The organism is Gordonia sp. NPDC003429 (assembly GCF_053588575.1).
In genome coordinates this window covers 12,992-37,610 of record NZ_JBSFQF010000014.1, presented here as the reverse complement: position 1 = coordinate 37,610, position 24,619 = coordinate 12,992, and the positions used below count along the sequence as shown (strand labels likewise).

The following is a 24,619-nucleotide window of genomic DNA, read 5'->3' as shown; positions in this document are numbered from 1 at the left end:
GGTCACAGCGCCGAGCGGATGACGGCGCCGTTCGCGCCGTCGGTGCCGTCGAATTCGGCCAGACCCGTCAGCGAGGCCGCCGCGGTGGACGCATGCACCGCGGCCAGGCTGCCGACGGAGAAGAGGTGGTTGGCCTGCGCGGTGATGAACGAGGCGAGGAACTCCTGCCCGATGAGACCGAATACCGGAATCATGACCGCGGTGTTGGCCGCAGCGTTGATACCGCCCGCCGCAGCCACAGCGGTGCCGATGGCGGCGTTGGTGGCCGCGAAACCTTCCAGCACTTCCGGACTCACTGTCACGTCGTCCATGTCTGCCCCCTCGATGTCGGTTGTGAGATGAGACGCGCGTATGCGCGTCGTGGTTCCGTGTGCATCATTCGCCCGTCGGGCCGATGCCCAGTTGTTCGCCGAACGCGGTGGTGAATTCCTCGGTGAGTGCGGCCCTGCGCGCGAAAACCCGTTGGGCGGCGAGTGCGGCCGTTGCGACGATCTGGTCGCCGAGGCGACTCGCCCCCAGTTCGTTGGCACCGTCGGCGAACCACAATCCGGTCAGGGCGCCGGTGCCGTCGACCTCCACGGTGATGAGGTCGTCGTCGGAAGTCTGCCGGACCGATAGTGATCCGAGTCGATCCCCGAAGTCCGCGAGAGTACCGAGTTGAGCACGCGCCCGTGCTTCGAGTTCGTCCATGGCCCAAGTCATCTCGACCCCTACACCCGTCTCAGCCAGGACGACGGCGCGTCCTCGATCTCGTCGTCGGACTGTTCGGCGTGCGCTAACACGTCCGCCGTCGGCAGTCCGAGGGTGTCGATCACCTCGGACGGTGCTCCCGCCGCGACGAGTTCTTCACGCCATCGGAGTCCGGCCACCATCGCCGATCGGCGACACAGGCGCAGGATCTCGTCGGCGAGTACCTGTGGACTCTTGTTCAGCTCCGAGCGATCGATGCGGACCGTGGTCGGCAGGCCCTGTGGAGTGGTCACCACAGCGAGAGTCCCCGACCGGGAACGTGCCGACGACATACGGAACGCGGCCGGCGCCTCGGCGGCTTCATCGGTTCCCGAGGTCGTGCCCGCACCTGCGGTGTGGTGCGCGGTAACCCTGTCGTGCTGTTCTGTGACCCTGTCGTGCTGTTCGGTCATGCGAGATCGACACCCCCGTTTTGTTCATCCCTCTGACGCAGTTCCATCCCTCTGACGCACCGACGTGGTGGCCGGTTCCATCACCATCCGACTTCGGGTCATCTCGTGGATCCGTCATGGTCGTGCCCGGGTTCTCGGCCGAATCTCGCGACCGAAGTGTCCGATATGACGTGACGTTGGATGTTGCCACACTCGCCACACGGCGGCGAGATCTACACGCTCATTCATTTGGCTCGCCGACAAGTCGGGGTCGGTGATCAATCCGACTCGCCGGGTGGCACCTACTCTTCGGTAAGCTGCCCACGGCGCAGCGCACCGACACCGGTGCCGCGAGAGCCTCGGATCCGAGGGGGATGCTGGATCGATGACGACCGACGACTACGGGCGCGACACCGCCCGCCCGGTACCGCCACCGTGGCTGCAGTTCGCCCCTCTCGCCGATCCCGACGAACCCGCCGCAGCGAACGGTACCGCCACCCCGCCGGCGAGCCCCGTGCACACGGCTGCACCGTGGTCGGGCCGGCCGCCCGCGCCTCCGACAGCCGGTCCGCCGCCCTCTGCAGCGCCGACGCCGCCCCCCATCACACCGCCCCCCATCACACCGCCGACCGCCCCATCTCCGCACGTCGCGCACCCGTCGCCCACACCTCCGCCGTCGGCACCGCCGCCCACCGCAGCGCAAGCCGCCGCCCCTCATTCCGCCGTTCCACCGCCCACCTCGATGCCACCGCAACCGGCGACGGCTCACCTCTACGGGCACGCCGGCACACAGCCTCATCCACCGGCGCCGACAACGCCGGTACCGCACGGCCCTCCGATGCCGCAGGCGCCGCCGGGGCCCCAGCCGCCGCCGGGCCCCGGCCGGTTTCCCGGCGACCACCCACGGGGCCCCGGACTCGACGAGGTGGCCTTGTTGCGCAAGGCCCGCAGACCACCGGCCCGCGGCTGGCGACGCGCGGTACACACGTTGTCGGCGGGCACGATCAACCCCGGCGACTCCCCCGGCGACATCGAGTATCAGCAGTTGCTCGAACGCGTCCGTCGCCCCGTCCGCGGCGACTACCGGATCGCGGTGCTCTCCCTCAAAGGCGGCGTCGGCAAGACCACCACCACCGTCGGGCTCGGGTCCACCTTCGCGACGCTGCGCGGCGACCGGGTCATCGCCGTCGACGCCAACCCCGACCTGGGCACCCTCGCACAGCGGATTCCGCAGCAGACGTGGTCGACGGTGCGCGATCTGCTCGCCGACGAGAACGTGTACCGCTACAGCGATGTTCGTGCGCACACCTCACAGGCGCCGAGCCGACTCGAAGTGCTTGCCTCCGAACGTGATCCGGCGATGGCCGAAGCGTTCAACGAGGACGAGTACCGCGGCGTGCTGACCATTCTGCAGCGCTTCTACAACATCATCATCACCGACTGCGGAACAGGCCTGAGCCACTCGGCGATGAACGGTGTCCTCGACCTCGCCAACGCGATCATCCTGGTCAGCTCCCCCGCACTCGACGGCGCGCGCAGTGCGGGCGCAACGCTGGACTGGCTGCAGGCGCACGGTTTCGGTCATCTCGTGTCGCGCGCGGTGGTGGTGCTCAGCTCGTCGCGTCCGGGTGCGTCGACCATCGACACCGGTCAACTGGCGCAACACTTCCTGACCCGCTGCCGCGCGGTGCATCAGATCCCGTTCGACGACCACCTCGCCGAGGGCGCCGACATCGACCTCGATCTGGTGAGCCGACCGACCCGCCACGCGCTGGTCGAACTCGCCGCCACCATCGCCGACGACTTCGGTGGCGCCACCGCCCCGAATGCCGAGCCGTTCTACACCTGACGCTCACGTTCGGGTGCTTCGTCGGCAAGCCCGGCGACGTCGCGTCGACGCGTCCGCCATCGTCGCCAGGCCGCGATCAGCGTCGGCACCACGACGGTGAGCACCGATGCGACGATGATCACCTCGAGATGGTCGCGGATCAGCGGCACCTGACCCAGGAAGTACCCGGCCAGGATGATCCCGCCTGCCCACACGATGCTGCCCAGCACGCTGAACAGGGTGAACACCCGATACGGCATGCCGCTGAAACCGGCCACCACGGGGGTGAGGGTCCGCACGATGCCGATGAAGCGTCCGAAGAAGACCGTCAGCGGTCCGAACCGTTCGAAATAGCGATGTGTTCGCTCCAGGTAGGTGGGTCCGATGCTGCGCATCACCCGTCCCTCGAGCACTCCCCGACCCAGTCGGCGCCCGATGACGTAGCCACACTGATCACCCAGGATCGCCGCAAGTGGCACCAGGACACACAACAGCCACAGTGGTGCGAACGGTTCCGGTTGTGCCGCGAGCACACCCGCGGTGAACAGCACCGAGTCGCCGGGCAACACGAACCCGATCAGCAGACCGGTCTCGATGAAGATGAGAACGCACAGTCCGATCAGTCCGCCCGTCGCGAGAAACGAGTCGATGTCGAACGGATTCATCGATCCCCAGACTACTGGGCGGTGCCGATGCGGTCCGGCTGCGTCACGGGTTCGTCGGCGGCCGTTAACTCGGTGCAACATCTCGCGCAAGATCGCCGAACGTGGGGTTAACTCGATAGTTGAAAGCGCCGTGAGCGGAACCATCCCGACGTCGCTGGTCACATTGTGGTGAATGTCGAGGAGTCGAACGTGTCCGAGAAAAGGGGCCGCGCCGGCACCGCCGAACGCGGCGCGAACGTCAACCGAGCCGGAGGTGGCCAGGCGCCTGCCAACCTGCGCCCGGTCTCCGATACCGAGGTGCGCGTCGAGTATCGGCGCATCCACGGTTACCGCCGGGCCTTCCGCATTGCGGGCAACGGCCCGGCGCTGCTGCTGATTCATGGCATCGGCGACAATTCGTCCACCTGGAACGACGTGATCCCCATGCTGGCGCAGCACTACACGGTGATCGCACCGGACCTTCTCGGGCACGGCCGCTCGGACAAGCCCCGCGCCGACTATTCGGTGTCCGCGTTCGCCAACGGAATGCGCGACCTGCTGGTGGTACTCGGCATCAACAAGGTCACCGTGGTCGGTCACTCGCTCGGCGGCGGCGTGGCGACGCAGTTCTGCTACCAGTTCCCCCGCTTCGTCGAACGCCTGGTTCTCGTGGCTGCGGGCGGGGTCAGCCGCGAGGTCAACCCGGTGCTGCGCCTGGTGACGATCCCGGTGGTGCACGAAGCCCTCACCCTTCTTCGGGTGCCCGGTGTGCTTCCGGCGATGCGCGCCGTCGGGCACAGTGTGGCCAAAGCGCCGTCGTTACCCACCCCGCCGGGTTTTCCCCGCAACCTCTCGCCCAAACGGATGCTCAACGACCACGAGGACATGATGCGGGTGGTCGGCGATCTCGCCGCGCCGACCGCGTCGGCCGCATTCCTGCGGACGTTGCGCGCGGTGGTGGACTGGCGAGGCCAGGCGGTCACCATGCTCGATCGCGCATATCTGACCGAATTCCTTCCGGTGCTTGTGGTGTGGGGCGATGACGACTCGGTCATCCCCTACGAGCACGCGCTGATGCTGCATTCGGCGATGCCGCACAGCGAGTTGTCGACGTTCGCGGGGTCGGGTCACTTCCCGTTTCACGACGAGCCGGAACGCTTCGTGCAGGTGCTGACCGAGTTCCTCGAGCGCAACGAACCGATGGAGTTCGATCCGCTGGTGTGGCGCACGCTGATGACCGAAGGCCGCCGTTCCGACGATTTCAGCGGCGACGAGGAGACCGTCGAGGCGGTGTTCGACGCGCTCGACGACGAGCGCAGCGCAACCTGACGTCGCCATAGCCCGCCGGCAGGTGCGTCGGCAACCCGACAAAGACAACAATCGAACGACTGTCGACGCCGATTCGGACGTGCCACGATGGCTTGCATGACATCTCCGCAATACTCGCCGGACTCCAATCAGCCGCCCTCCGCCCCGTTCGGCGCGCCGCAGCCCGAGCCCAACAACTTCGCCGCGGGACCGTCCTATGCCGGCGCACCGCCGCCGCAGCCCGTCGGGCCCTACGCCCAGCCCGTCTATCCCGGGGTGCCGGGCGCGCCGGATGCCGGCGCCCCCTTCGGTCGCGATCCGTACACCGGTGAGCCACTGTCGGACAAGTCCAAGCTGGCCGCGGGGCTGCTGCAGATCTTCCTCGGCGGATTCGGCGTGGGACGCTTCTACATCGGCGACAACAAGACCGGTGGCATCATGCTCGGCCTGACGATTCTCGGCTGGGTCACGTCGATCCTGATCGTCGGTATCTTCATCGTGATGGGTGTGGGCATCTGGGCTCTCGTCGACGGCATCCGCATGCTCACCGGCAGTGTGCCCGACGCCAACGGCCTCAAGCTCCGCTCCTAGACTGCGGCGTGGCTGTGCGACGATGGGCTCGTGACCAATCCCCAGAATGATCCGTACACCGGACTGCCCTACAGCACGCCCGGCCCGGCTTTCAGCGGTTACGTACCCCAGCCGCCCGCCGGCGACCCCATTCTGGTCTCGATCGGCGACATCCACTGCACCAGGACGCAGGTGCTCACGCCGGTCGGGTCCTACCCGATCGCGGGCACGCAGTGGAGCTTCGCCGACCTGTCGCGCACCACGCGGGAGATCCCGCAGTGGGCGATCATCGTCGCCATCGTCACCGCGATCGTCCTGTGCGGCCTCGGACTCCTGTTTCTGCTCGTCAAGGAGGATCGCACGGTGGGATTCGTGCAGGTCACCGTCGCCGGAAACGGGCTGATGCACACCACGTCGATCCCCGTGTCGTCACCGGCAGCGGTGGCCGACCTCGGCGCCCGGGTCAACTACGCGCAGGGCCTCGCCCACGAGATCTGAGGTGCGCTGCCGCCTGCTTGTGCCGTAGATCAGGGTCACCAGGTGACACGAAAATACGGCACTCGATGTGTGTCGACGCTTGCTACCCTCCGCGGCAGTCCTCCCCCGGGACCGCGTCGCGCACGTCACGGGTGACGGCGTTGCGGGCGGCCCACTGAGAGGCGTCGGGATAATCCACCCCCACCAGCGACAGGCCCCGGGCCCGCGCCACCGGCACCTGAGCCGATCGGGTGCGCTCCGCAAGCAAGCCCGCACACCACGTCACGTCGCGGCGGCCGTCGCCCACCGCGGCCACCGCCCCCACCAGCGACCGCACCATCGACCAGCAGAAGGCGTCGGCGACGACCTCCGCGACGAGCACGCCGTCGCCACCGCGGCGCCAGGCGAAGCGCTGCAGGTCACGCACCGTGGTGGCGCCCTCCCGGAATCGGCAGAACGCGGCGAAGTCGTTGAGTCCCAGCAGGGTTCGCGATGCGTCGTTCATTCTGTCGACGTCGAGCGGACGCACCCAGTCGCCGGTGACACGCGCCACGACGGGTTCGGCGCCGAATGCGGCGTCGGTGAGCCGGTACTCGTAATGCCGGCGCAACGCCGTGAAGCGGGCGTCGAAATCGGTTGACACCGTGACGATCTGCTTCACCCTGACATCGGCGGGCAACATCTTGGCGAGTCGGCGTACCAACCTCGACGGGTCACAGTCGATCGACCGGGTGGCCAGCGCCGACGACGGGATGTCGGCGTGCGCGACCTGTCCGGTGGCGTGCACCCCGGCGTCGGTGCGGCCGGCGACGGTCAGCCGCACCGGCACCCGCAGCACCGTCGCCAGCGTCGTCTCGAGTACCTCGCACACCGTCCGCTGTCCGGGCTGGCGTGCCCATCCCGCGAAATCGGTTCCGTCGTAACCGATGTCGAGGCGCAAACGAACGGACCCGCCACCCATCGGGGTGGCGGGTCCGTCCATGTGTGACGCGCTCAGTGTGATCCGACTTACTTGTCGTCGGCCTTGTCGCCGTCGACGTCGACGTCGGCGGCCTCCGCCTCGGGGGCGGTGGCAGCGGTCGACTCGTCGTCGATGGCCTCGGCCACAGCCTCGGCGTTCTCGACGGCGTCGTCGGACGCCTCGGCCTCGACGGCCTCGACCACGTTGTCGGCGTCATCGGTGCCGGCGGTGTCGTCGGTGCTGTCGGCCGCGGCGGGTGCCGGGGCGGCAGCCTTCTTCTCGGCGGCCTTCTTCGACGCGGCGGCGCGCGTGGCGCGGTTCGCCTCGCTCGACGCGGTGGTCTCGCGCACCAGCTCGATCACTGCCATGGGGGCGTTGTCGCCCTTGCGCGGCAGCGTCTTGATGATGCGTGTGTAGCCACCCGGACGGTCCGCGAAGAACGGACCGATCTCGGCGAACAGCGTGTGCACGACGTCCTTGTCGCGGATGTCCTTCATGACCTCACGCCGGTTGGCCAGCTTGCCGGCCTTGGCGTGGGTGATCAGCTTCTCCGCATACGGGCGCAGGCGCTTGGCCTTTGCTTCGGTGGTGGTGATGCGGCCGTGCTCGAAGAGCGATGTGGCGAGATTCGCCAACATGGCCTTCTGGTGGCTGGCCGACCCGCCGAGGCGGGCACCCTTGGTGGGCTTGGGCATTGTCTTCTCCTAGGAGGACCCGGCGATCACTCGATCTCCCGAGTCGGGGTTTGGCAACGCAGCGAACTACAGCTGCTCGGTCTCGGCAAAATCCTCACCGGAGTCGGCATCGAATGATGCCTCGTCCGACCACGTTCCGGTCGCCGGGTCGTAACCGGCAACCTGCGACGGGTCGAAGCTGGCCGGGCTGTCCTTGAGCGACAGACCCAGGGCGTGCAGCTTGACCTTCACCTCGTCGATCGACTTCTGCCCGAAGTTACGGATGTCGAGCAGATCCGACTCGGTCCGCGCCACCAGCTCGCCGACGGTGTGCACACCCTCGCGCTTGAGGCAGTTGTAGGACCGCACGGTGAGATCGAGGTCCTCGATCGGCAGACTGAACGACTGCAGATGATCGGCCTCGGCAGGCGACGGCCCGATCTCGATACCCTCGGCCTCGACGTTGAGTTCCCGTGCCAGACCGAACAGTTCGACCAGGGTCTTGCCCGCCGACGCCAGGGCGTCGCGTGCGCTGATCGAATTCTTGGTCTCGACATCGAGCACCAGACGGTCGAAGTCGGTGCGCTGCTCGACGCGGGTGGCCTCCACCTTGTAGGTGACCTTGAGCACCGGCGAGTAGATCGAGTCGACCGGGATGCGGCCGATCTCGGCACCCGACGCCTTGTTCTGCACGGCCGGGACGTAGCCGCGGCCCCGCTCGACGACGAGCTCGATCTCGAGCTTGCCCTTGTCGTTCAGGGTGGCGATGTGCAGATCGGGGTTGTGCACGGTGACACCGGCCGGCGGCACGATGTCGGCGCCGGTGACGGTGCCCGGGCCCTGCTTGCGCACGTACATGGTGACCGGCTCGTCCTCTTCAGAGCTGACCACGAGGCCCTTGAGGTTCAGGATGATGTCGGTGACGTCTTCCTTGACCCCGGGGACGGTGGTGAACTCGTGGAGCACTCCGTCGATGCGGATGCTGGTGATGGCAGCACCCGGAATCGAGCTGAGCAGGGTACGACGCAGCGAGTTGCCGAGGGTGTAGCCGAAGCCCGGCTCGAGCGGTTCGATGACGAACTTCGACCGGTCCTCGGCGATGATCTCCTCGGTGAGGGTGGGTCGCTGTGAGATGAGCATTGACGTGACTCCTTGTGGCCGACCGCTATTTGACGGCCTAGAAGGTGAACCGAGCAGCTGTTGCTGCCGGCGTATTACTGAATCGGCGAACTACTTCGAGTAGAACTCGACTGCGATTACTTCGAGTAGAACTCGACGATGAGCTGTTCGGTCAGCGGCACGTCGATCTGGGCGCGCTCGGGCACGTTGTGCACGAGGATGCGCAGCGTCGACGGAACCACCTGCAGCCAGCCCGGAACCGGACGATCGCCCTGGAGTTCCTTGGCGATCTGGAACGGGACGGTCTGCAGCGACTTCGGACGGACATCGATGATGTCGTACTGGCTGACCCGATAGCTGGGGACGTCCACATTGACACCGTTGACGGTGAAGTGGCCGTGCGTGACCATCTGACGCGCCTGACGACGGGTACGGGCCAGGCCGGCGCGGTACACGACGTTGTCCAGACGGGTCTCGAGGATCTTCAGCAGCTCATCACCGGTCTTGCCGGTACGACGGTTGGCCTCTTCGTAGTAGCGACGGAACTGCTTTTCCATCACTCCGTAGGTGAAGCGTGCCTTCTGCTTCTCCTGCAGCTGCTGCAGGTATTCGCTCTCCTTGATCCGCGAGCGGCCGTGCTGGCCGGGCGGATAGGGGCGACGCTCGAACGCCTGATCGCCGCCGATGAGATCGACGCGCAGACGACGGGACTTCTTTGTTGCGGGGCCGGTATAACGAGCCATTGTCTATTCTCTTCCTTTCCCGCTAGACCCGACGCCGCTTGGGCGGACGGCAACCGTTGTGCGGCTGCGGGGTGACATCAGAAATGGTGCCGACCTCGAGGCCGGCGGCCTGCAGCGACCGGATCGCGGTCTCACGACCCGAACCCGGTCCCTTGACGAACACGTCGACCTTCTTCACGCCGTGCTCGGCGGCCTTGCGCGCAGCGTTCTCCGCCGCGAGCTGAGCCGCGAACGGGGTGCTCTTGCGCGAGCCCTTGAATCCGACGTGACCCGAGGACGCCCAGCTGATGACGTTGCCGTTGGGGTCGGTGATCGAAACGATGGTGTTGTTGAACGTCGACTTGATGTGTGCGTTGCCGTGCGGGACGTTCTTCTTATCGCGACGGCGTGCGCCCTTCTTCGGGCCTGCGCTACGTGACTTCGGAGGCATTACTTCTTCTTCCCGGCGATGGTCTTCTTCGGGCCCTTGCGAGTGCGGGCATTGGTCTTGGTGCGCTGCCCGTGGACCGGCAGGCCACGACGGTGGCGCAGGCCCTGGTAGCAGCCGATCTCGATCTTGCGACGGATGTCGGCCTGCACCTCGCGGCGGAGGTCACCCTCGACCTTCACCGAGGATTCGATGTATTCACGCAGCTTGGTGACATCTGCGTCGGTGAGGTCCTTGGCGCGCAGGTCGGGGCTGAGCCCGGTGGCGTCGAGGATCTCCTTGGAGGTGGTACGACCAACCCCGTAGATGTAGGTGAGTGCGATCTCCAGCCGCTTTTCGCGGGGAAGATCCACACCTGCAACACGTGCCATGTGGCGGTTTCCTTTTCATGTCAGAGGTCTGCTCCTAGTCCGTCCTGAACGCTGTCAGGCTCCGGCCTCTGAACCGGAGGTGGGCGACGACTCGTCTGTCGTCGCTGGTGCTGGGAGTTCCTGTGTTATTCGGTTGTTCAAGCGACCCGGAGTGGGTGCCGTGAGCCCTGCGGCCCGGTGATCAGCCCTGACGCTGCTTGTGACGCAGGTTCTCGCAGATCACCATGACCCGACCGTTACGGCGGATCACCTTGCACTTCTCGCAGATCGGCTTGACGCTCGGCTGAACCTTCACGTCCGCTTCTCCTTGCTGGTTGTGCAGGCACGGCGAAACCGCGCCTGTTGTTCTCCCCGACGTGCGGGAAAGTCTTACTTGTAGCGGTAGACGATCCGCCCACGACCGAGGTCGTAGGGCGAGAGTTCCACGACGACCCGATCCTCGGGCAGGATGCGGATGTAGTGCTGCCGCATCTTGCCGCTGATGTGGGCGAGAACCTTGTGACCGTTCTCCAGCTCAATGCGAAACATCGCATTGGGCAGGGGTTCGATGACTCGTCCCTCGACCTCGATGGCCCCGTCTTTTTTCGCCATGTCCTCCGCGATCCTGGCCGCGCGATCCCCGTTCGCCATGGCGAACGGATCACCGCGTTGCCCGGTTGAATCCGTGTTTGTCCGCTACTGTGATGACACCCGCCTCACGGCAGGGTCATCACCGTCCACGCTGGCGCCGGAGTCGCGCGCCGGGTGATGACACGCGTAGACCGGCACGGCACGCGCACCGACGATCCATGTTACGCGAACTGCGCGAACAGTCCAAATAGCGGTCCGGGCGCATTCCCGGCACCCGCTGGGGCCGCGGATCAGGTGCGTGCGGCACCCAATTCGGCCGCGATCCCGTCGGCCCAGTGGCGGATCTGATCCCAATCGCGCGCGTCCCGCAGGCCCTCCGGCGTGTTCTTGGCCATCCCCTTCTCCACGAAGCCCCGCGGATCGGTCGGTATCCGCCCGCCGAACACCGTGTGACCGCGCAGCCCGACCGACTCGGCGAGCTCGAGCACCTTACGTGGCTCGAGCCACTTCGAATCCTCCGCCAGATCCTGCTCGACGTGATCACCGACCGGACCCGAGCTGAAGATCCAGAACGGAACTCGTCCGAGTTCGGCTCGATGGTGTTTCAGGAACGCCGTCGCCTCCCTGCGCCAGCGCCCCATGTACACCGCGCTGCCCACGATGACCGCATCGTGGTTGCCGACGGTTGCCTCCCCCACCTCCAGACAGTCCGTGTCGAGGCCGTGACCACGCAGTTCCTCGGCGATGGCCTCGGCGATCTCGGCGGTGGAGTGGTGTTTGGTCGCGTAGGCGACGAGAACGGTGCCCATGACCCGATCGTCCTCCTTATGACACGGGTGAGCCAGGGCACAACGACCGCGGTCGGGTTGCACCACACCGTCGCGGCCGGCCGGGCATTGCCTGTTCCGGACACCGCATGCGATGGCGTACTGTACTGACAGTGACGTCAGCGTCAGCGGCGGAGTCAGCATCGGCGAGGAGTGAAAACATGGCCCGGATTCTGGTGGCGAATCGCGGCGAGATCGCCGTGCGGATCGTGCGCGCGATCCACGAACTCGGCGACACCGCCATCGCGGTGTACGCCGCCGACGACGCCGATGCCCTGCACGTCCGGATGGCCGACGAGGCCCACCGGCTTCAGCAGAGCGGCCCCGCGGCCTACCTCGACGCCGCCGACCTTGTCGAGACCGCGGCGCGCTGCGGCGCGCACATGATCCACCCCGGTTACGGATTCCTGAGCGAGAACGCGGCGTTCGCCCGGGCGGCTCGGGAAGCCGGGATCGTGTTCATCGGGCCTCCTCCCGAGGTGCTCGACGTGTTCGGCGACAAGACCGCCGCGCGGGCTCTGGCCGCCAAGGCCGGTATCCCCATCGCCCCCGGCTCACCGGGCCCGGCGACTCTCGACGACGCGCAGGCATTCTTCGCCACGCACGGACCGCTGATGATCAAGGCGGCCGCCGGCGGTGGTGGCCGCGGCATGCGCGCGGTGCGGCACGAATCCGAGCTGGCCGAGGCCTACACCCGATGCGCTTCGGAGGCGGCGGCGGCCTTCGCCGACGACACCCTGTTCGTGGAGAAACTCATCGAGCATCCGCGCCACATCGAGGTGCAGGTCATCGGCGACGGGCACGGAGCACTCACCCATCTGTGGGAGCGCGATTGCAGTATCCAGCGTCGCCATCAGAAGGTGATCGAGGTGGCGCCCAGCCCCGATCTACCCGGGGACGTTCGCGGGGCCGTTCTCGACGCGGCGATCGCACTGGCGGGGCTCGCCGGGTACGAGAACCTGGGTACCGTCGAATTCCTGGTCTCCGGCGACGAGTTCTATTTCATGGAGGCCAATCCCCGCCTGCAGGTGGAGCACACGGTCACCGAGGAGATCACCGGGATCGATCTGGTGACGACGCAGATCCGCATCGCCCGCGGCGAACGCCTCGCCGACTGCGGACTGGCGACACCACCCGCCCCACGCGGATACGCCGTGCAGGTGCGGGTCAACTCCGAGACACTCGACGAGCACGGCGAACCCCGGCCCGATGCGGGGGTACTGAACGAGTTCGCACCGCCCTCGGGTCCCGGCATCCGCGTGGACACGGCCGGCCATCCCGGCGCGACGGTATCGCCCCGATACGACCCGCTGCTGGCCAAGGTCGTCGCGCACGCGGGGTCCTTCGCCGGGGCCGCCCGTCGCGCCGCGGAGGCGATCGCCGACTTCGTCGTCGAGCCGGTTGCGACCAATCGTGCACTGCTGCATGCGATCCTGACCGATCCGGAGTTCATTGCCGGCACCTGGGACACCACCTTCGTGCCCGGCCGTCTGTCGGATTTGGCCGGTCACGAACTGCCCGGCACGCGACCGGTGGCCGAACCCGCGCCGACGGCCGGGCCCGTCGCGGCGGAACTGCCCGCCGACGCACACGTCATCTCGGCACCCATGTCGGGTGTCGTGGTGTCGATCGACGTGCAGGCCGGTAGCGAGGTCGGCGCCACTGCGTCGATCGCGGTGCTCGAGGCGATGAAGATGGAGCACGTCGTGCGTGCCGGCGACGATGTGCGGGTGACCCGCGTGCTGGTGACCCCGGGCGACCTCGTGGCATCGGGTGCACCGCTGGTCGTGGTGGAACCCGCCGACGTCACGGCCGCCGGGGTTGCGCCCGCGCTCGAGCCGGACAACCCCGAGCCGGACGATCCCGATTGGTCGGCCGAAGTGGCCGAGATCGATCGCCGCGTCGCGTTCGCCGAAACCATGGGTGGACCGGCGAAGATTGCACGGCAACATGATTCGGGACGCCTCACGGCGCGTGAGCGCATTGCGCGCCTCGGCGACGCCGGCAGTTTCACCGAGATGGGTGCGCTGTCGGGCTTCCCGACGGTCGACGATGCGGGCCACACGGTCTCGGTGTCGCCCACCAACTTCATCGCGGGCACCGCCCGCATGGACGGACGCAAGGTCGCCGTCGGCGTCGACGACTTCACCGTGCGCGGGGGCGCCGGCGATGCGGCGATTCACGCCAAGCAGATCTTCCTGGAGCGCTACGCCAACGAGATGCGTTTGCCGATGGTGCGCCTGCTCGACGGTCAGAGCGGCGGCGGCAGCGTGAAGATGGCGCTCGACGCCGGCTACACGTATGTCCCGTTCAATCCGGCGTGGGATGTGGTGGTGGACAACCTGTCGCTGGTTCCGGTGGCCGCGGCCTGTCTGGGTCCCACCGTGGGTCTGGGCGCTGCCCGGCTGGTGATGTCGCATCTCTCGGTGATGGTCGACGGCGTGGGTCAGGTGTTCACCGCGGGCCCACCCGTGGTGCGCAGCGCCACCGGGGAGAATCTCACCAAGGAGCAACTCGGTGGTTCGGATGTCCACCGCGACAACGGAACCGTCGAACGCATCGTCGCCACCGAGGACGACGCCTTCGAGACCATCCGCCGCTTCCTGTCGTACCTGCCGACAAGTGTCTTCGAGACCCCACCGGTCACCGAGTGCGCCGATCCGCCGGCACGACGAGAAGAGTCACTGCTGTCGGCGGTGCCGCGCAATCCGCGACACCCGTATGCGATCACCCCGATCCTCGACGCGGTCTTCGACGCCGGGTCGGTGTTCCGCTACGCCGAATACGGCGGCGGAACGCTCACGGCGCTGGCACGGCTGGCCGGCCATCCCGTCGGCGTCATCGCCGCGGACCCTTTTGCGGGAGCCACCATGTCGGCGTCGGGCGCGCTGGCGATCACCCGGCTGGTGGACCTGTGCGAGACGTTCCACCTGCCGATCGTCAGTCTCACCGACCAGGCAGGCATGACGATCGGGCTCGAGGCCGAACGTCGCGCCACGATCCGGCACGGCGCGCGGGCCATCACCGCCGTGTACCAGGCACGGGTACCGCAAGCCGAGATCATCGTGCGCCGCGTCTACGGCGTGGGCGGTGCGGGCATCGTCAACCGTCATAGGGCACAACGCAGTTGGGCATGGCCGTCGGGCGACTGGGGTTCACTGCCGATGCAGGGCGGCGTGGAGGCGGCGTTCGGCGCGCAGATCGGGGCGGCCGACGACCCGGAGGCCGAGGCGGACCGCATACGCGGCATGCTCACCGCGCTCACGTCACCGTTCCGCACCGCGGAGAAGTTCGGTGTCGCCGACCTCATCGACCCGCGCACCACCCGGGAGTTGCTGTGCGACTGGGTGTCCGACGCCTATCGAATCGTGCCGACACTGCTCGGACGCCCGTCCTACGGCACGCGTCCCTGACCGCCCCCGACCGCCACCTCACCACAGGAGAATCATGTCCCCCTCGTCTGCGATCGACCCCCGGCACCCCGATCCCGCATCCCTGCTCGCGGTGCTCGCCGCCGATGGCGAGATCATCACCGAACGGCTCGACCATTGGGTCGGCGTCACCCCCGAGGCGCCGCTTCTGCACTACGGCGAGGAGTCGCTCACGTTGAGCTACGCCGAGTTCGGCGACCTCACCGACCGCATCGCCGGGAACCTCGCCGCGCACGGCATCGCCAAGGGTGACCGGGTCAGTGTGCTCACCACCAACTCCCACATCGCCGCCGTCCTGATGTTCGCGATCTGGAAGGCGGGCGCGGTGTACTGCCCCGTCAACTTCGCCTACACCGGGCGGCTGCTGGCCTACCAGCTCGACGACACCGCACCGGCGCTACTGATCACCGACGCGACGCACCTGCCCGCCGTCAACGACGTCGCCGTCGAACTGCGCCATCTCCCCACCGTCGTCGTGTACGCACCCGAACCCGGCGCCCATGACCATGTGGCCGACGTCGCCGCGGTGAATGCCCGCTTCGCGACGTCGGCGTGGGCCGATCTCGTGGCGGCCGCCCCGCGCCCCGCGGTCACCGTCGGCTTCGACGATCCGGCCAACATCGTGTACACCTCGGGCACCACCGGACCGGCCAAGGGCGTGGTGCAGCCCTATCGGTGGATGGCGCAGTACACCTTCGGGTTACGGGCTCCGCTCACCGCCGACGACGTGATCTACAGCGACCTGCCCATGTACCACGTGGGCGGCGCCATCGCCAACGTCGCTCGCGCGGCGTGGGTGGGATGCTCGGTGGCACTGTGGGATCGGTTCAGCCCCAGCGATTTCTGGCGACGCATCGCCTCGTGCAACGCCACCACCGCGATCCTGCTGGACGTGATGATCCCATGGCTGATGAACGCCGAGCCGCGCACCGACGACCGCGCCAACACGCTCAACAAGGTGTACATGCAGCCCTTGCCGCTCCATCACGCCCAAGTCGCGCAGCGCTTCGGATTCGATTTCGTGCTGGCCGGTTTCGGCCAGACCGAATCGGGCGCGACGGTGAGCGCCTTCATCGAGGAGACCACTGCCGGAGCAGGCACACCCGACGAGCACTACCGCGGACTCGACCACGCCGACATCATCGACCGCGCGCAGCAGCGGGGGATCCGTGTGCTGAGCGGAGCCGAGGTGACGCGCAAGGGGTTCATGGGCAGCCCCGGCCCGTTCTGCGAGGTCACGATCCGCGACGATCACGACGGCGAATGCGGTGTGGACGAACCGGGCCAGCTGGCGGTGCGACCCCGCTTGCCGGCGCTGACGATGCTCGGCTACCACAACAAGCCGGAGGCCACGGTGGCGGCGTGGCGCAACCTGTGGCTGCACACCGGCGACGCCGCGGTGCGCGCCGCCGACGGCACCATCTACTTCGTCGACCGTCTGGGCGACCGCATTCGCGTTCGGGGCGAGAGCCTTTCGTCGTTCCAGGTGGAGGATCTGGTGAATCAGCATCCGGCGGTGCAGTACTGCGCCGCTTTCGCCATCGCCTCCGAGTCCGGGGATGAGGACGACGTGGTGGTGTTCGTGGTACCCGCCGAGGGTGTCGTGCTCACCGTCGAGGACATCGATGCGCACGCCGCAGCGGTGATGCCGAAGTACATGCGTCCGCGTATCGTGCGGATCGTGGACGACCTGCCGCGCACCGCGACCAACAAGATCGAGAAGTACCGCCTGCGCACGCAGATCGTGAACGAGCGGGCGCAGCAACCGAGCGTGTCACCTGGGTCGCGGCCGTCGTGACCGAGGCGGCCTGGGCGCGGGCGCGCACCTCCCGCGAGGGAAAGGAACACGAGACCCGAAGCCACCTGCTGCGCCGAGCTGCGGAGGTGTTCGCCGCACGTGGGTACGCCCACACCACCATCGCCGACATCACCGACGCCGCCGGGGTGTCGCGGGCGTCGTTCTATCTGTATTTCACGTCCAAGGCCGACGTCTTCGCGTCGGTGGCGGCCACGGTGCGCGACGATTTCCTTGCCGCACACGAGATCCGCGACGTGGACGAGAGTGATCCGGTGGCGCTGGGCCGCGCCTCCACCGCGGCATTCCTGACCGCCTACGCCCGCCATCTCGACCTGATGACGGTCATCGAACATCAGGCGCTGGCCGATGAGTCGATCGCGTCCATCTGGCGTGAGATCCAGGAACGGCCGCGACGTCGGGTGGTGCGCTATCTGCGTCGTCTCGCCGATTCCGGGGAGGCCGACCTCGCCGCCGACCCCGAGTCGGTGGCCGACGCAGTGTTGGGCATGTTCGAACGTTTCGCTCACCGTCGCCTCACCGATCCGCGCGAATTCGACCGCGCGGCGTCGTCTCTCAACGCCATGTACCTGCGCCTTCTCGGCATCGAGGGCGCCGACGACCAGCGGTTCCCGCACGCCGCAGCCCACCACACCTAGTCAGCCACCACCAGCGCGTCACTTGACGTTTGGCTGCAAACAGGTTCCGCGTCACGTACGGTCGCACGTGTGACCCCTGCCACTGTGACTCGGCGCGAGCTGTTCCGCGCAGCGGGACTGACCGCGATCGTCGCGGCGATCGCACGGGCCGATCCCGCCGCGGCCCAGCCACTCGGCGGCTACCCATCGCTACCGTCGCCGGTGCGTGAGATCTTTGACTCCGTCCGACGTGCCTCGCACGAGGCGCTCACCGGTGTGGCCGCCATGGTCATGCCCGGCAACGATCCCTACTCGCGCCGGCAGCGCGTCACCGCACCCGGCCCGGGAGCGGTATCCGACGATGCGGCAGACGAATTCATCGCGCTGATCGATCGTTTCCTCCCGCAGGGCGACACACTGGTCCGACCGGTGGCGGTCGCACTCTCGGTGACGCTGGCAGATCTGTCGGTGCCGGGCACGCGGCTACCCGAACCGCAGACCACTCGCGCCATCGACCGCGCACTCGGCCTCACCGACAACGACCGCACCTTCCCGCTCTCGCTCGCGGCCGGCCTCGTGCTGAACGTGGCCGCGACCCTGGCGGGCTCCCCCGTCGGCGGCCCCTTCGCATCCCCCTTCGCCAACGCCGACTTCGACACCAAATGCCGCGCCTTCGAGCTGATCGAGCGACCCGCCGCCGACCTGCTCGCCGTATTCGATTCCGCACTGCCGCAACCACTTCGAGGGTCTGGGGCCGGTCTACTGCGCTTTGTCGGCGGAATCCTGCTCGACGGTGCGGCATTCACCGTGTGGAGTGAGCACCGCCTCTACGATCCTGTGTCACGACGACTACGGCGCCGCCCGGGTGCGTGGAACATCGCGAACTATCGGCCGCACGGCATCGTCGACGGTCACGACGAGTTCATCGGGTACTACCGCGGTATGGAGGAATTCTGAGACGTGCGTGACGTGATCGTGGTGGGTGCCGGTGGCGGTGGCCCCGTCGTGGCCGCCGAACTGGCCCAACAGGGACTCGACGTGCTGCTGCTCGAAGGCGGTCCGCGCCAGGGCAACCCGGAGAAACAGTGGTCGCACCTGGAGTTCGACGCGAACGATCCCACCGCGGGCTTCCTGCGGTTCGGTCCGGGCGACCGGAACAAGCCGGGGTGGTTTCGGGAATGGGCGCAGAACAGCTTCGTGTGGGAGCTCGCCGGCGTCGGCGGAACCACCCAGCACTTCTTCGGCAACTCGCCACGCCCGTATCAGGGGGTGTTCAGCGGATACGACGGCGCCGACCGCGCCCGCTACGACACCACCCACCGCTTTCCGTTCACCTACGCCGAACTCGTCCCCTACCTCGAGTGGGTGGAGGAGACCCTGCCGGTGAAACCCGCGCCGATGGGCACCAAGGAGGCCTTGTTCTTTCGCGGCTGCGAGGGACTCGGACTACCCTTGCAGCGCGGCCGGGACACCACGGGCGCCGCCTACCGGCCACAGCCCAACTGCATCCTGCACCCGGGCGGGAACGCCGGCCGCACGTCGGACAGTTCGTTGCTCACCTATCCGCAGGCCACCGGTTGCACCTTCTGCGGACACTGTTTCCAGGGCTGCTACCTGCCGGCGAAAGCTCCGCGCAACCAGTTGGCGCGGCGATCGACCGACAACAGTTACGTACCCCTCGGCTTGGCCGCCGACCGTGTTCGCAAGGGCGGCAAGGCCGTCGAGTTGCGGGCGGACTCCTTCGTGACACAGGTGCACACGGCGGGGTCGGGCAACGGCGTGCGCGCCTCCGGGGTCACCTGGCGGGACAACAACACGGGCGAGTTGTTTCGTGAGGATGCCCGCGTGGTGGTGCTCGCCGGGGGCGCCACCGAAACGCCGCGCCTCTGGTTCAACAGTGGCCTGCCCAATCCCAACGACTGGGTCGGGCGCGGTCACACCGACCACTGGTTCGACTGGGTCGTCGGGCTTTTCGACGAGGACACCGGCAACACCCGCGGGGGCAACTCCTGTGCGCGGGTTGAACTGCCCGGCTACGGGTGCCTGGAGAACTCCGGGGTCACCCCGGGCATCCAGGCATTCACCATGAGCCTGTCCAACAGCGGGATTCGCGGTAAGTACACCAATGGTCGCGGTATGCGCGGCCCGTGGGACGGGCCGACGGGCAGGCTCGCGGGTGCCGAACTCAAGGAGTTCATGGCCAACGGCATCGATCACATGCTCAACGTGCTGTGCATCACCGACGACCACGTCGAACCCGAGTGCCGGATCGTGCCGTCGGCGTTCCCGGCCGACTCCAACGGCGCGGTCGCCAAGATCGACATCGACATCCGTAAACGGTCGGCACCGTCGCGACGCAACCGGGAGTACGTGGCCGCCACCGCCGCGCGTCTGCTGCGGAAGGCGGGCGCGCGAACCGTCTACCGCATGGACTGGGCACCGCTGTTGCTGCACGTGCATTCCTCGATGCGGATGGGGGTGTCGGCGCGCAATTCGGTCGCGCGGGACAGCGGTGAGGCGAGGTTCGTCGATCGTCTGTTCATCGCGGACAACTCGGTTCTCGCGAATTCGCTCGGCGGCCCCAACCCCACCCTCACCACTCAGGCGATCGCGACCCGCAGTGCGGAGAAGATCATGCAGCGTTACTTCGGCGGCGACCCCTGGGTGCGCGGCTCGGCACCCGTGGTCAGCACCGACGATCGCATCACCCGACGCATGGTCGAACTCGGCCTGTGAGGCGCTTCGGGAAGAACTGCGCCGCGCGGCGTCGACTTTGGCAAGATGACCGGACATGCGTGCATTTCTGATCGAGGCCGGCCTCACCGGTTTCGCCCTGTGGATCGCCACACTCATCGTGCCCGGACTCGACTTCGTGTTCCCCGCGAATTCGTCGGTGCTGACGCAGTTCGGCGTGGTGGTGCTGGTCGCCCTGATCTTCGGTGTCATCAATGCGTTCATCAAGCCGATCGTGCAGATCCTCTCCATCCCGCTCTACATCCTCACGCTGGGGCTGATCCACATCGTGATCAACGCGTTCATGATCGAGATCACCGCCTGGATCACGCGCAACACCACTCATTGGGGCCTGGAGGTGGACAGCTTCTTCTGGTCGGCAATCCTCGGTGCCCTGGTGATCTCGATCGTCGGTTGGGCGATCTCGATGCTGCTCAAGGAACCGGTGCGATGAGGCGGCCGGTGCCGCGGGCAGTAGCGGCACTCGCCGCGACACTGGTCCTGCTCGCCGTCACACTTCTGGCGGGTTGCGGCGGCGACGACGGTTCGGACAAGACCAGAACCGTGACGGTTGTCGGGAGCGGAAAAGTGACCGGAGTTCCCGACACCCTGCGCGCGGACGTGGGCGTCGAGGCCACCGGGCCCGACGTGTCGACGGCACTCAACGAGTCCAATGCCACGGTCAAGAAGGTCACCGACGCCGTGGTGGCGGCCGGGGTGGACCGCAAAGATGTCGCGACCCAGAATGTGTCGCTGACCCCGCAGTACTCCACACCCGCTCCCGGCGGTACCAACGAGATCACCGGCTATCAGGCGTCCAACACGATCCGCATCACGATGCACGACACCGCGAAGGCGTCGCAGGTACTGTCGGCGGCCGCCACCGCCGGCGGCGACAGCACACGCATCAACAACGTGGCCTTCTCCATCGACGACGATTCGACATTGCTCGAGCAGGCCCGCAAGGCGGCGTTCGACGATGCGCGCACCCGCGCATCGCAGTACGCCTCGCTGGCCGGTGATTCGCTCGGCAAGGTCATCACGATCACCGAGTCGTCGGGCGACGCGCAACCGCAGACGCCGCAGCGCTCCTCCGACGTGGCCGTGTCCGCGGTGCCGTTGGAACCGGGCCAGCAGACGGTGTCGTTCACCGTGACCGTCACCTATGCGCTGACGTGAGTTCGGCCCGGCGATCAGTGCCGTATTTCGGTGTCACCTGCTGACACCGAAGTACGGCACAAGGTCAGGACGCGCCGATGATCGCGGCGAGCTCGTCGACCGGTGTCTCCGAACCGAGGACCTGCACGGCCACGTGGTTCGCCCCGGCGGCGAGGTGCTCGTCGATCTGGCTGCGCACCGCCGCGGCGCTGCCGTGGGCGACCAGCGCGTCGATGAGGGCGTCGCTGCCGCCGTCGGCGATGTCGGCGTCGGTGTAGCCCAGGCGCTTGAGGTTCGAGGTGTAGTTGCGCAGGTGCAGGTAGGGCTGATCGACCGGCGGGCGTCCCACCGCACGCGCCGCGGTGGGATCGGTGTCGATCACCACCTTGTGTTCGGGCGCGAGCAACGCGTCGGCGCCGAGGATCTCGCGGGCCTGCGCGGTGTGTTTCGGTGTCGTCAGATAGGGGTGGGCTCCCAGCGAACGCTCCGCCGACATGCGCAGCATCCGCGGTCCCAGCGCGGCGAGCAGGCGTCGCTCCACCGGGACCTTCTTGCCATCGAGCGCGTCGAGATAGTGTCCGACGGCCACGAACGGTGACGTGTACTCGGCCGTCGCCTCGGGATGACCGGCACCGATACCGAGATAGAAGCGCCCCGGGAAGTCCCGCTCGAGCTGGTGATACTCACCCGCGATGGCGTCGGGATCGGTGTTCCAGATGTTGACGATGCCGGTGGCCACCGTGAGCCGCTCGGTGGCCTCGAGGACCTTCCGTACCGGCCCGAGATGCTGGGGCGAACCACCCAGCCAGATCGTGCCGTACCCGAGGTCCTCGATCTGCCGCGCCTCGTCGGGCGAGAACCGATTGAACCAGCCCCACGCTCCATGGGTGCCGAACCGTGCGATGTGCTCGTGCCGCGTTGCTGCGCTCATGAGATCGGCAACCGCCTAGGTGTGCGGCCTATTCCGGTCTCACCGTGGCGACACCGGGTGTTCACCCCGGCGCTCATCTGTGATGCTGGTCGGCATGCGAGCGGTCATCCAGCGGGTCAGCGAGGCGTCGGTGTCGGTCGACGGTGAGGTCGTCGGGGCCCTCGACCTCGCGCCGGGCACGCTGGGCCTCGTCGCGCTCGTCGGGGTCACCCACGACGACACCGTCGATCACGCCGCGAAACTCGCCGACAAGATCTGGCGGCTGCGGATCCTCGACGGGCCCGATGGGCGTGAGCAGTCCGCCGCCGATCTCGACGCCCCGATCCTGGTGATCAGCCAGTTCACGCTGTATGCCAACACGGCGAAAGGGCGTAGGCCGTCGTGGAATGCGGCGGCCCCGGGACCGGTCGCCGAGCCACTCGTCGACGCCGTGGTCGATGTGCTGCGGAAGGCGGGCGCGGTGGTTGCCACGGGACGTTTCGGCGCGCACATGCACGTGCAGCTGGTCAACGACGGCCCGGTGACGCTGGTACTCGACGTGTGAGGCCCCCCGGCCGGACTACGCTGGCATGCCATGGGACGTATCACCGCGCGCCGCCGGGTGATTCGCGTGCGTCGCGACGCCGAACCCGTCACCCGGCCCGACGCGCTCGCCGTCGAGGAACCCCTCGAGATCCGGATCGGCGGGTCGAGGCTGGCCGTCACCATGCGCACCCCCGGCCACGACGTCGAGTTGGCCGCAGGTTTCCTGGTGTCCGAGGGCGTGCTGCTGCACGCGGCAGACCTGTCCACGGCCCGCTACTGCGCGGGCACCGACCCGGACGGGCTCAACACCTACAACGTCCTCGACGTGACGCTGGCCCCGCACGTCGCCGTGCCCGACCCGTCGCTCGCACGCGATTTCACCATCTCCAGCGCGTGTGGCGTCTGCGGCAAGGAGAGTATCGAATCAGTCACCACGCGTTCATCTTTCGATGTATCCGCGGACGAGCTCAGCGTCGACGCCGACGTGGTGCTCGACCTTCCCGATCGGATTCGTGAGCAGCAGAAGGTGTTCGAGAAGACCGGCGGGTTGCACGCGGCGGGCCTGTTCGATCCGGTCACCGGTGAACTGCTGGTGCTGCGCGAGGACGTCGGACGGCACAACGCCGTCGACAAGGTGATCGGCTGGGCGCTGATGCAGGATCGGTTACCCCTGCGCGGACACATCCTGCAGGTGTCGGGACGCGCAAGTTTCGAACTGGTCCAGAAGGCCGTGATGGCCGGTATCCCGATGCTGTCGGCAGTGTCGGCGCCGTCGTCGCTGGCCGCCGACCTCGCCGACGAGCAGGGACTCACCCTGGCCGGCTTCGTGCGTGGTGAGTCGATGGTGCTCTATACCCGCGCCGACCGTGTACGGACGACCGCACTGACCCCGAATCGATGACTGTGCCGTAGATCGGTGCCGACTATTGACACCGATCTACGGCACAAGCGATCACACGTTAGAGCGGACGCTGCGTGAGGATGCGTGGTCCGTCGGCGGTGACCGCGACGGTGTGCTCCCAGTGCGCGGCGCGCGAGCCGTCGTCGGTGACCACGGTCCAGTCGTCGTCGAGGACGGTGGTGTCGGTGGTGCCGAGGGTGAGCATCGGCTCGATGGCCAGGGTGGAACCGATCACCAGGAGCGGTCCGCGGCCGGGATCGCCCTCGTTGGGCAGGAACGGGTCGAGGTGCATCTCGCGGCCGATGCCGTGTCCGCCATAACCGTCGACGATCCCGAAAGATCGCCCGAAACGGCTCTCCGCCTTGTGTGTTCCGGTTTCGATGGCATGGCTGATGTCGGTCAGCCGCGCGCCGTCGACCATCGCGGCGATACCCGCCTCCATGGACAGGCGGGTGGCCTCGGACAGTTCCTCGTCGGCAACCGACAACTCCCCCACCCCGAACGTCCAGGCCGAATCACCGTGCCAACCATCGAGAATGGCGCCGCAGTCGATGGAAACCAGATCACCCTCGGCCAGCACCACATCCGCTGACGGGATGCCGTGCACCACAACGTCGTTCACGGAGCTACAGATCGAGCCGGGAAACCCGTGGTAGCCCTTGAACGACGGGACGGCACCGGCCTCGCGGATCACCGTTTCGGCCACCTCGTCGAGGTCGAGGGTGCTCACCCCGGGGGCCGCGGCGTTACGCACGGCGACCAGCGCGGCCCCGACGATCGCGCCGGCCGCGGCCATCGCGTCGAGTTCGCCGGCGGTGCGGAACGGTACGCGCTTGGGTTTACGAAATCCCATGGCTACCGTCCGCC

The 24,619-nt window shown here is 67.5% G+C and carries 28 protein-coding genes; 13 read left to right on the top strand and 15 right to left on the bottom strand.

What is annotated here, in order from left to right:
• Window positions 1–2: 2 nt before the first annotated feature.
• The 3 genes from ACWDSI_RS16130 to ACWDSI_RS16120 all read right to left on the bottom strand — a co-directional run bounded on the left by ACWDSI_RS16130 (window position 3) and on the right by ACWDSI_RS16120 (window position 983).
• Window positions 3–311 carry a type VII secretion target gene (locus ACWDSI_RS16130; protein WP_449757163.1) on the bottom strand — a complete coding sequence of 103 codons (309 nt, stop codon included), beginning with the start codon at window positions 309–311 and terminating at the stop codon, window positions 3–5.
• 64 nt (window positions 312–375) lie between these two features.
• The gene (locus ACWDSI_RS16125; RefSeq protein WP_449757162.1) at window positions 376–702 is read right to left on the bottom strand and encodes a YbaB/EbfC family DNA-binding protein; all 327 of its coding nucleotides are present in this window, start codon (window positions 700–702) and stop codon (window positions 376–378) included.
• Between the two features lie 8 nt (window positions 703–710).
• Window positions 711–983 (bottom strand): hypothetical protein, encoded by a 273-nt coding sequence (locus ACWDSI_RS16120; RefSeq protein WP_449757161.1) that lies wholly within the window; start codon window positions 981–983, stop codon window positions 711–713.
• Between the two features lie 523 nt (window positions 984–1,506).
• On the opposite strand from ACWDSI_RS16120, the gene ACWDSI_RS16115 reads away from it, so the two are divergent.
• Window positions 1,507–2,970, top strand: a complete 1,464-nt coding sequence (locus ACWDSI_RS16115; protein ID WP_449757160.1) for a MinD/ParA family ATP-binding protein — start codon at window positions 1,507–1,509, stop codon at window positions 2,968–2,970.
• Here ACWDSI_RS16115 and ACWDSI_RS16110 read toward each other — a convergent pair.
• Window positions 2,961–3,614, bottom strand: coding sequence for a DedA family protein (locus tag ACWDSI_RS16110; protein ID WP_449757159.1), 654 nt, complete (start codon window positions 3,612–3,614; stop codon window positions 2,961–2,963). The genes ACWDSI_RS16115 and ACWDSI_RS16110 overlap by 10 nt on opposite strands.
• A gap of 273 nt (window positions 3,615–3,887) precedes the next feature.
• Between ACWDSI_RS16110 and ACWDSI_RS16105 the strand changes: the two genes are divergently transcribed.
• The 3 genes from ACWDSI_RS16105 (at window position 3,888) to ACWDSI_RS16095 (ending at window position 5,969) form a co-directional block, all read left to right on the top strand.
• On the top strand, window positions 3,888–4,922 hold the full coding sequence (locus tag ACWDSI_RS16105; protein WP_449757180.1) for an alpha/beta fold hydrolase: 1,035 nt from the start codon (window positions 3,888–3,890) through the stop codon (window positions 4,920–4,922).
• Window positions 4,923–5,018: 96 nt separating this feature from the next.
• Window positions 5,019–5,492: an NINE protein gene (locus tag ACWDSI_RS16100; RefSeq protein WP_449757158.1), complete on the top strand. Its 474-nt coding sequence runs from the start codon at window positions 5,019–5,021 to the stop codon at window positions 5,490–5,492.
• Window positions 5,493–5,522: 30 nt separating this feature from the next.
• On the top strand, window positions 5,523–5,969 hold the full coding sequence (locus ACWDSI_RS16095; RefSeq protein WP_449745417.1) for a hypothetical protein: 447 nt from the start codon (window positions 5,523–5,525) through the stop codon (window positions 5,967–5,969).
• Between the two features lie 82 nt (window positions 5,970–6,051).
• Here the strand turns inward: ACWDSI_RS16095 and truA are convergent, their stop codons facing one another.
• The 9 genes from truA to ACWDSI_RS16050 form a co-directional block, all read right to left on the bottom strand.
• Window positions 6,052–6,930: a tRNA pseudouridine(38-40) synthase TruA gene (gene truA / locus ACWDSI_RS16090; protein WP_449757157.1), complete on the bottom strand. Its 879-nt coding sequence runs from the start codon at window positions 6,928–6,930 to the stop codon at window positions 6,052–6,054.
• A 26-nt stretch (window positions 6,931–6,956) separates the two neighbouring features.
• The gene (gene rplQ / locus ACWDSI_RS16085) at window positions 6,957–7,604 is read right to left on the bottom strand and encodes a 50S ribosomal protein L17 (RefSeq protein WP_449745419.1); all 648 of its coding nucleotides are present in this window, start codon (window positions 7,602–7,604) and stop codon (window positions 6,957–6,959) included.
• Between the two features lie 66 nt (window positions 7,605–7,670).
• Window positions 7,671–8,723 carry a DNA-directed RNA polymerase subunit alpha gene (locus ACWDSI_RS16080; RefSeq protein WP_449745420.1) on the bottom strand — a complete coding sequence of 351 codons (1,053 nt, stop codon included), beginning with the start codon at window positions 8,721–8,723 and terminating at the stop codon, window positions 7,671–7,673.
• Between the two features lie 116 nt (window positions 8,724–8,839).
• On the bottom strand, window positions 8,840–9,445 hold the full coding sequence (gene rpsD / locus ACWDSI_RS16075; protein WP_449745421.1) for a 30S ribosomal protein S4: 606 nt from the start codon (window positions 9,443–9,445) through the stop codon (window positions 8,840–8,842).
• Between the two features lie 22 nt (window positions 9,446–9,467).
• Entirely contained in the window at window positions 9,468–9,875 is a 408-nt protein-coding gene (rpsK, locus tag ACWDSI_RS16070) for a 30S ribosomal protein S11 (protein WP_006338095.1), read from the bottom strand.
• Window positions 9,875–10,243, bottom strand: coding sequence for a 30S ribosomal protein S13 (rpsM, locus tag ACWDSI_RS16065; RefSeq protein WP_449745422.1), 369 nt, complete (start codon window positions 10,241–10,243; stop codon window positions 9,875–9,877). Before rpsM ends, rpsK begins: the two co-directional genes overlap by 1 nt.
• A 181-nt stretch (window positions 10,244–10,424) precedes the next feature.
• Window positions 10,425–10,538 (bottom strand): 50S ribosomal protein L36, encoded by a 114-nt coding sequence (gene rpmJ / locus ACWDSI_RS16060; RefSeq protein ID WP_005207978.1) that lies wholly within the window; start codon window positions 10,536–10,538, stop codon window positions 10,425–10,427.
• Window positions 10,539–10,612: 74 nt separating this feature from the next.
• Window positions 10,613–10,834, bottom strand: a complete 222-nt coding sequence (gene infA, locus ACWDSI_RS16055) for a translation initiation factor IF-1 (RefSeq protein WP_005170487.1) — start codon at window positions 10,832–10,834, stop codon at window positions 10,613–10,615.
• 269 nt (window positions 10,835–11,103) lie between these two features.
• Window positions 11,104–11,622 (bottom strand): flavodoxin domain-containing protein, encoded by a 519-nt coding sequence (locus ACWDSI_RS16050; RefSeq protein WP_449757156.1) that lies wholly within the window; start codon window positions 11,620–11,622, stop codon window positions 11,104–11,106.
• Window positions 11,623–11,801: 179 nt separating this feature from the next.
• On the opposite strand from ACWDSI_RS16050, the gene ACWDSI_RS16045 reads away from it, so the two are divergent.
• From ACWDSI_RS16045 to ACWDSI_RS16015, 7 genes are all read left to right on the top strand, one after another.
• The gene (locus ACWDSI_RS16045; RefSeq protein ID WP_449757155.1) at window positions 11,802–15,053 is read left to right on the top strand and encodes a carboxyl transferase domain-containing protein; all 3,252 of its coding nucleotides are present in this window, start codon (window positions 11,802–11,804) and stop codon (window positions 15,051–15,053) included.
• Window positions 15,054–15,087: 34 nt separating this feature from the next.
• The gene (locus ACWDSI_RS16040; protein ID WP_449757154.1) at window positions 15,088–16,869 is read left to right on the top strand and encodes an AMP-binding protein; all 1,782 of its coding nucleotides are present in this window, start codon (window positions 15,088–15,090) and stop codon (window positions 16,867–16,869) included.
• A complete protein-coding gene (locus ACWDSI_RS16035; protein WP_449757153.1) occupies window positions 16,866–17,525 on the top strand; it encodes a TetR/AcrR family transcriptional regulator in 660 nt (219 codons plus the stop codon). Before ACWDSI_RS16040 ends, ACWDSI_RS16035 begins: the two co-directional genes overlap by 4 nt.
• Window positions 17,526–17,594: 69 nt before the next feature.
• Window positions 17,595–18,461, top strand: coding sequence for a hypothetical protein (locus ACWDSI_RS16030; protein WP_449757152.1), 867 nt, complete (start codon window positions 17,595–17,597; stop codon window positions 18,459–18,461).
• 3 nt (window positions 18,462–18,464) lie between these two features.
• Complete coding sequence (locus ACWDSI_RS16025; RefSeq protein ID WP_449757151.1) at window positions 18,465–20,240, top strand: GMC family oxidoreductase N-terminal domain-containing protein; 1,776 nt, start codon at window positions 18,465–18,467, stop codon at window positions 20,238–20,240.
• Window positions 20,241–20,295: 55 nt separating this feature from the next.
• Window positions 20,296–20,691 carry a phage holin family protein gene (locus tag ACWDSI_RS16020; protein WP_449745427.1) on the top strand — a complete coding sequence of 132 codons (396 nt, stop codon included), beginning with the start codon at window positions 20,296–20,298 and terminating at the stop codon, window positions 20,689–20,691.
• Window positions 20,688–21,416 carry an SIMPL domain-containing protein gene (locus tag ACWDSI_RS16015; RefSeq protein WP_449745428.1) on the top strand — a complete coding sequence of 243 codons (729 nt, stop codon included), beginning with the start codon at window positions 20,688–20,690 and terminating at the stop codon, window positions 21,414–21,416. Before ACWDSI_RS16020 ends, ACWDSI_RS16015 begins: the two co-directional genes overlap by 4 nt.
• 64 nt (window positions 21,417–21,480) lie before the next feature.
• Here ACWDSI_RS16015 and ACWDSI_RS16010 read toward each other — a convergent pair whose 3' ends face one another.
• A complete protein-coding gene (locus ACWDSI_RS16010; protein ID WP_449745429.1) occupies window positions 21,481–22,326 on the bottom strand; it encodes an LLM class F420-dependent oxidoreductase in 846 nt (281 codons plus the stop codon).
• 94 nt (window positions 22,327–22,420) lie between these two features.
• Between ACWDSI_RS16010 and dtd the strand changes: the two genes are divergently transcribed.
• Together dtd and fdhD are read left to right on the top strand one after the other, a co-directional pair.
• Window positions 22,421–22,870, top strand: coding sequence for a D-aminoacyl-tRNA deacylase (gene dtd, locus ACWDSI_RS16005; RefSeq protein WP_449745430.1), 450 nt, complete (start codon window positions 22,421–22,423; stop codon window positions 22,868–22,870).
• Between the two features lie 30 nt (window positions 22,871–22,900).
• Window positions 22,901–23,752, top strand: coding sequence for a formate dehydrogenase accessory sulfurtransferase FdhD (gene fdhD / locus ACWDSI_RS16000; protein ID WP_449745431.1), 852 nt, complete (start codon window positions 22,901–22,903; stop codon window positions 23,750–23,752).
• Between the two features lie 58 nt (window positions 23,753–23,810).
• On the opposite strand, the gene map is transcribed toward fdhD, so the two are convergent.
• The gene (gene map / locus ACWDSI_RS15995) at window positions 23,811–24,605 is read right to left on the bottom strand and encodes a type I methionyl aminopeptidase (RefSeq protein ID WP_449745432.1); all 795 of its coding nucleotides are present in this window, start codon (window positions 24,603–24,605) and stop codon (window positions 23,811–23,813) included.
• Between the last annotated feature and the right edge of the window lie 14 nt (window positions 24,606–24,619).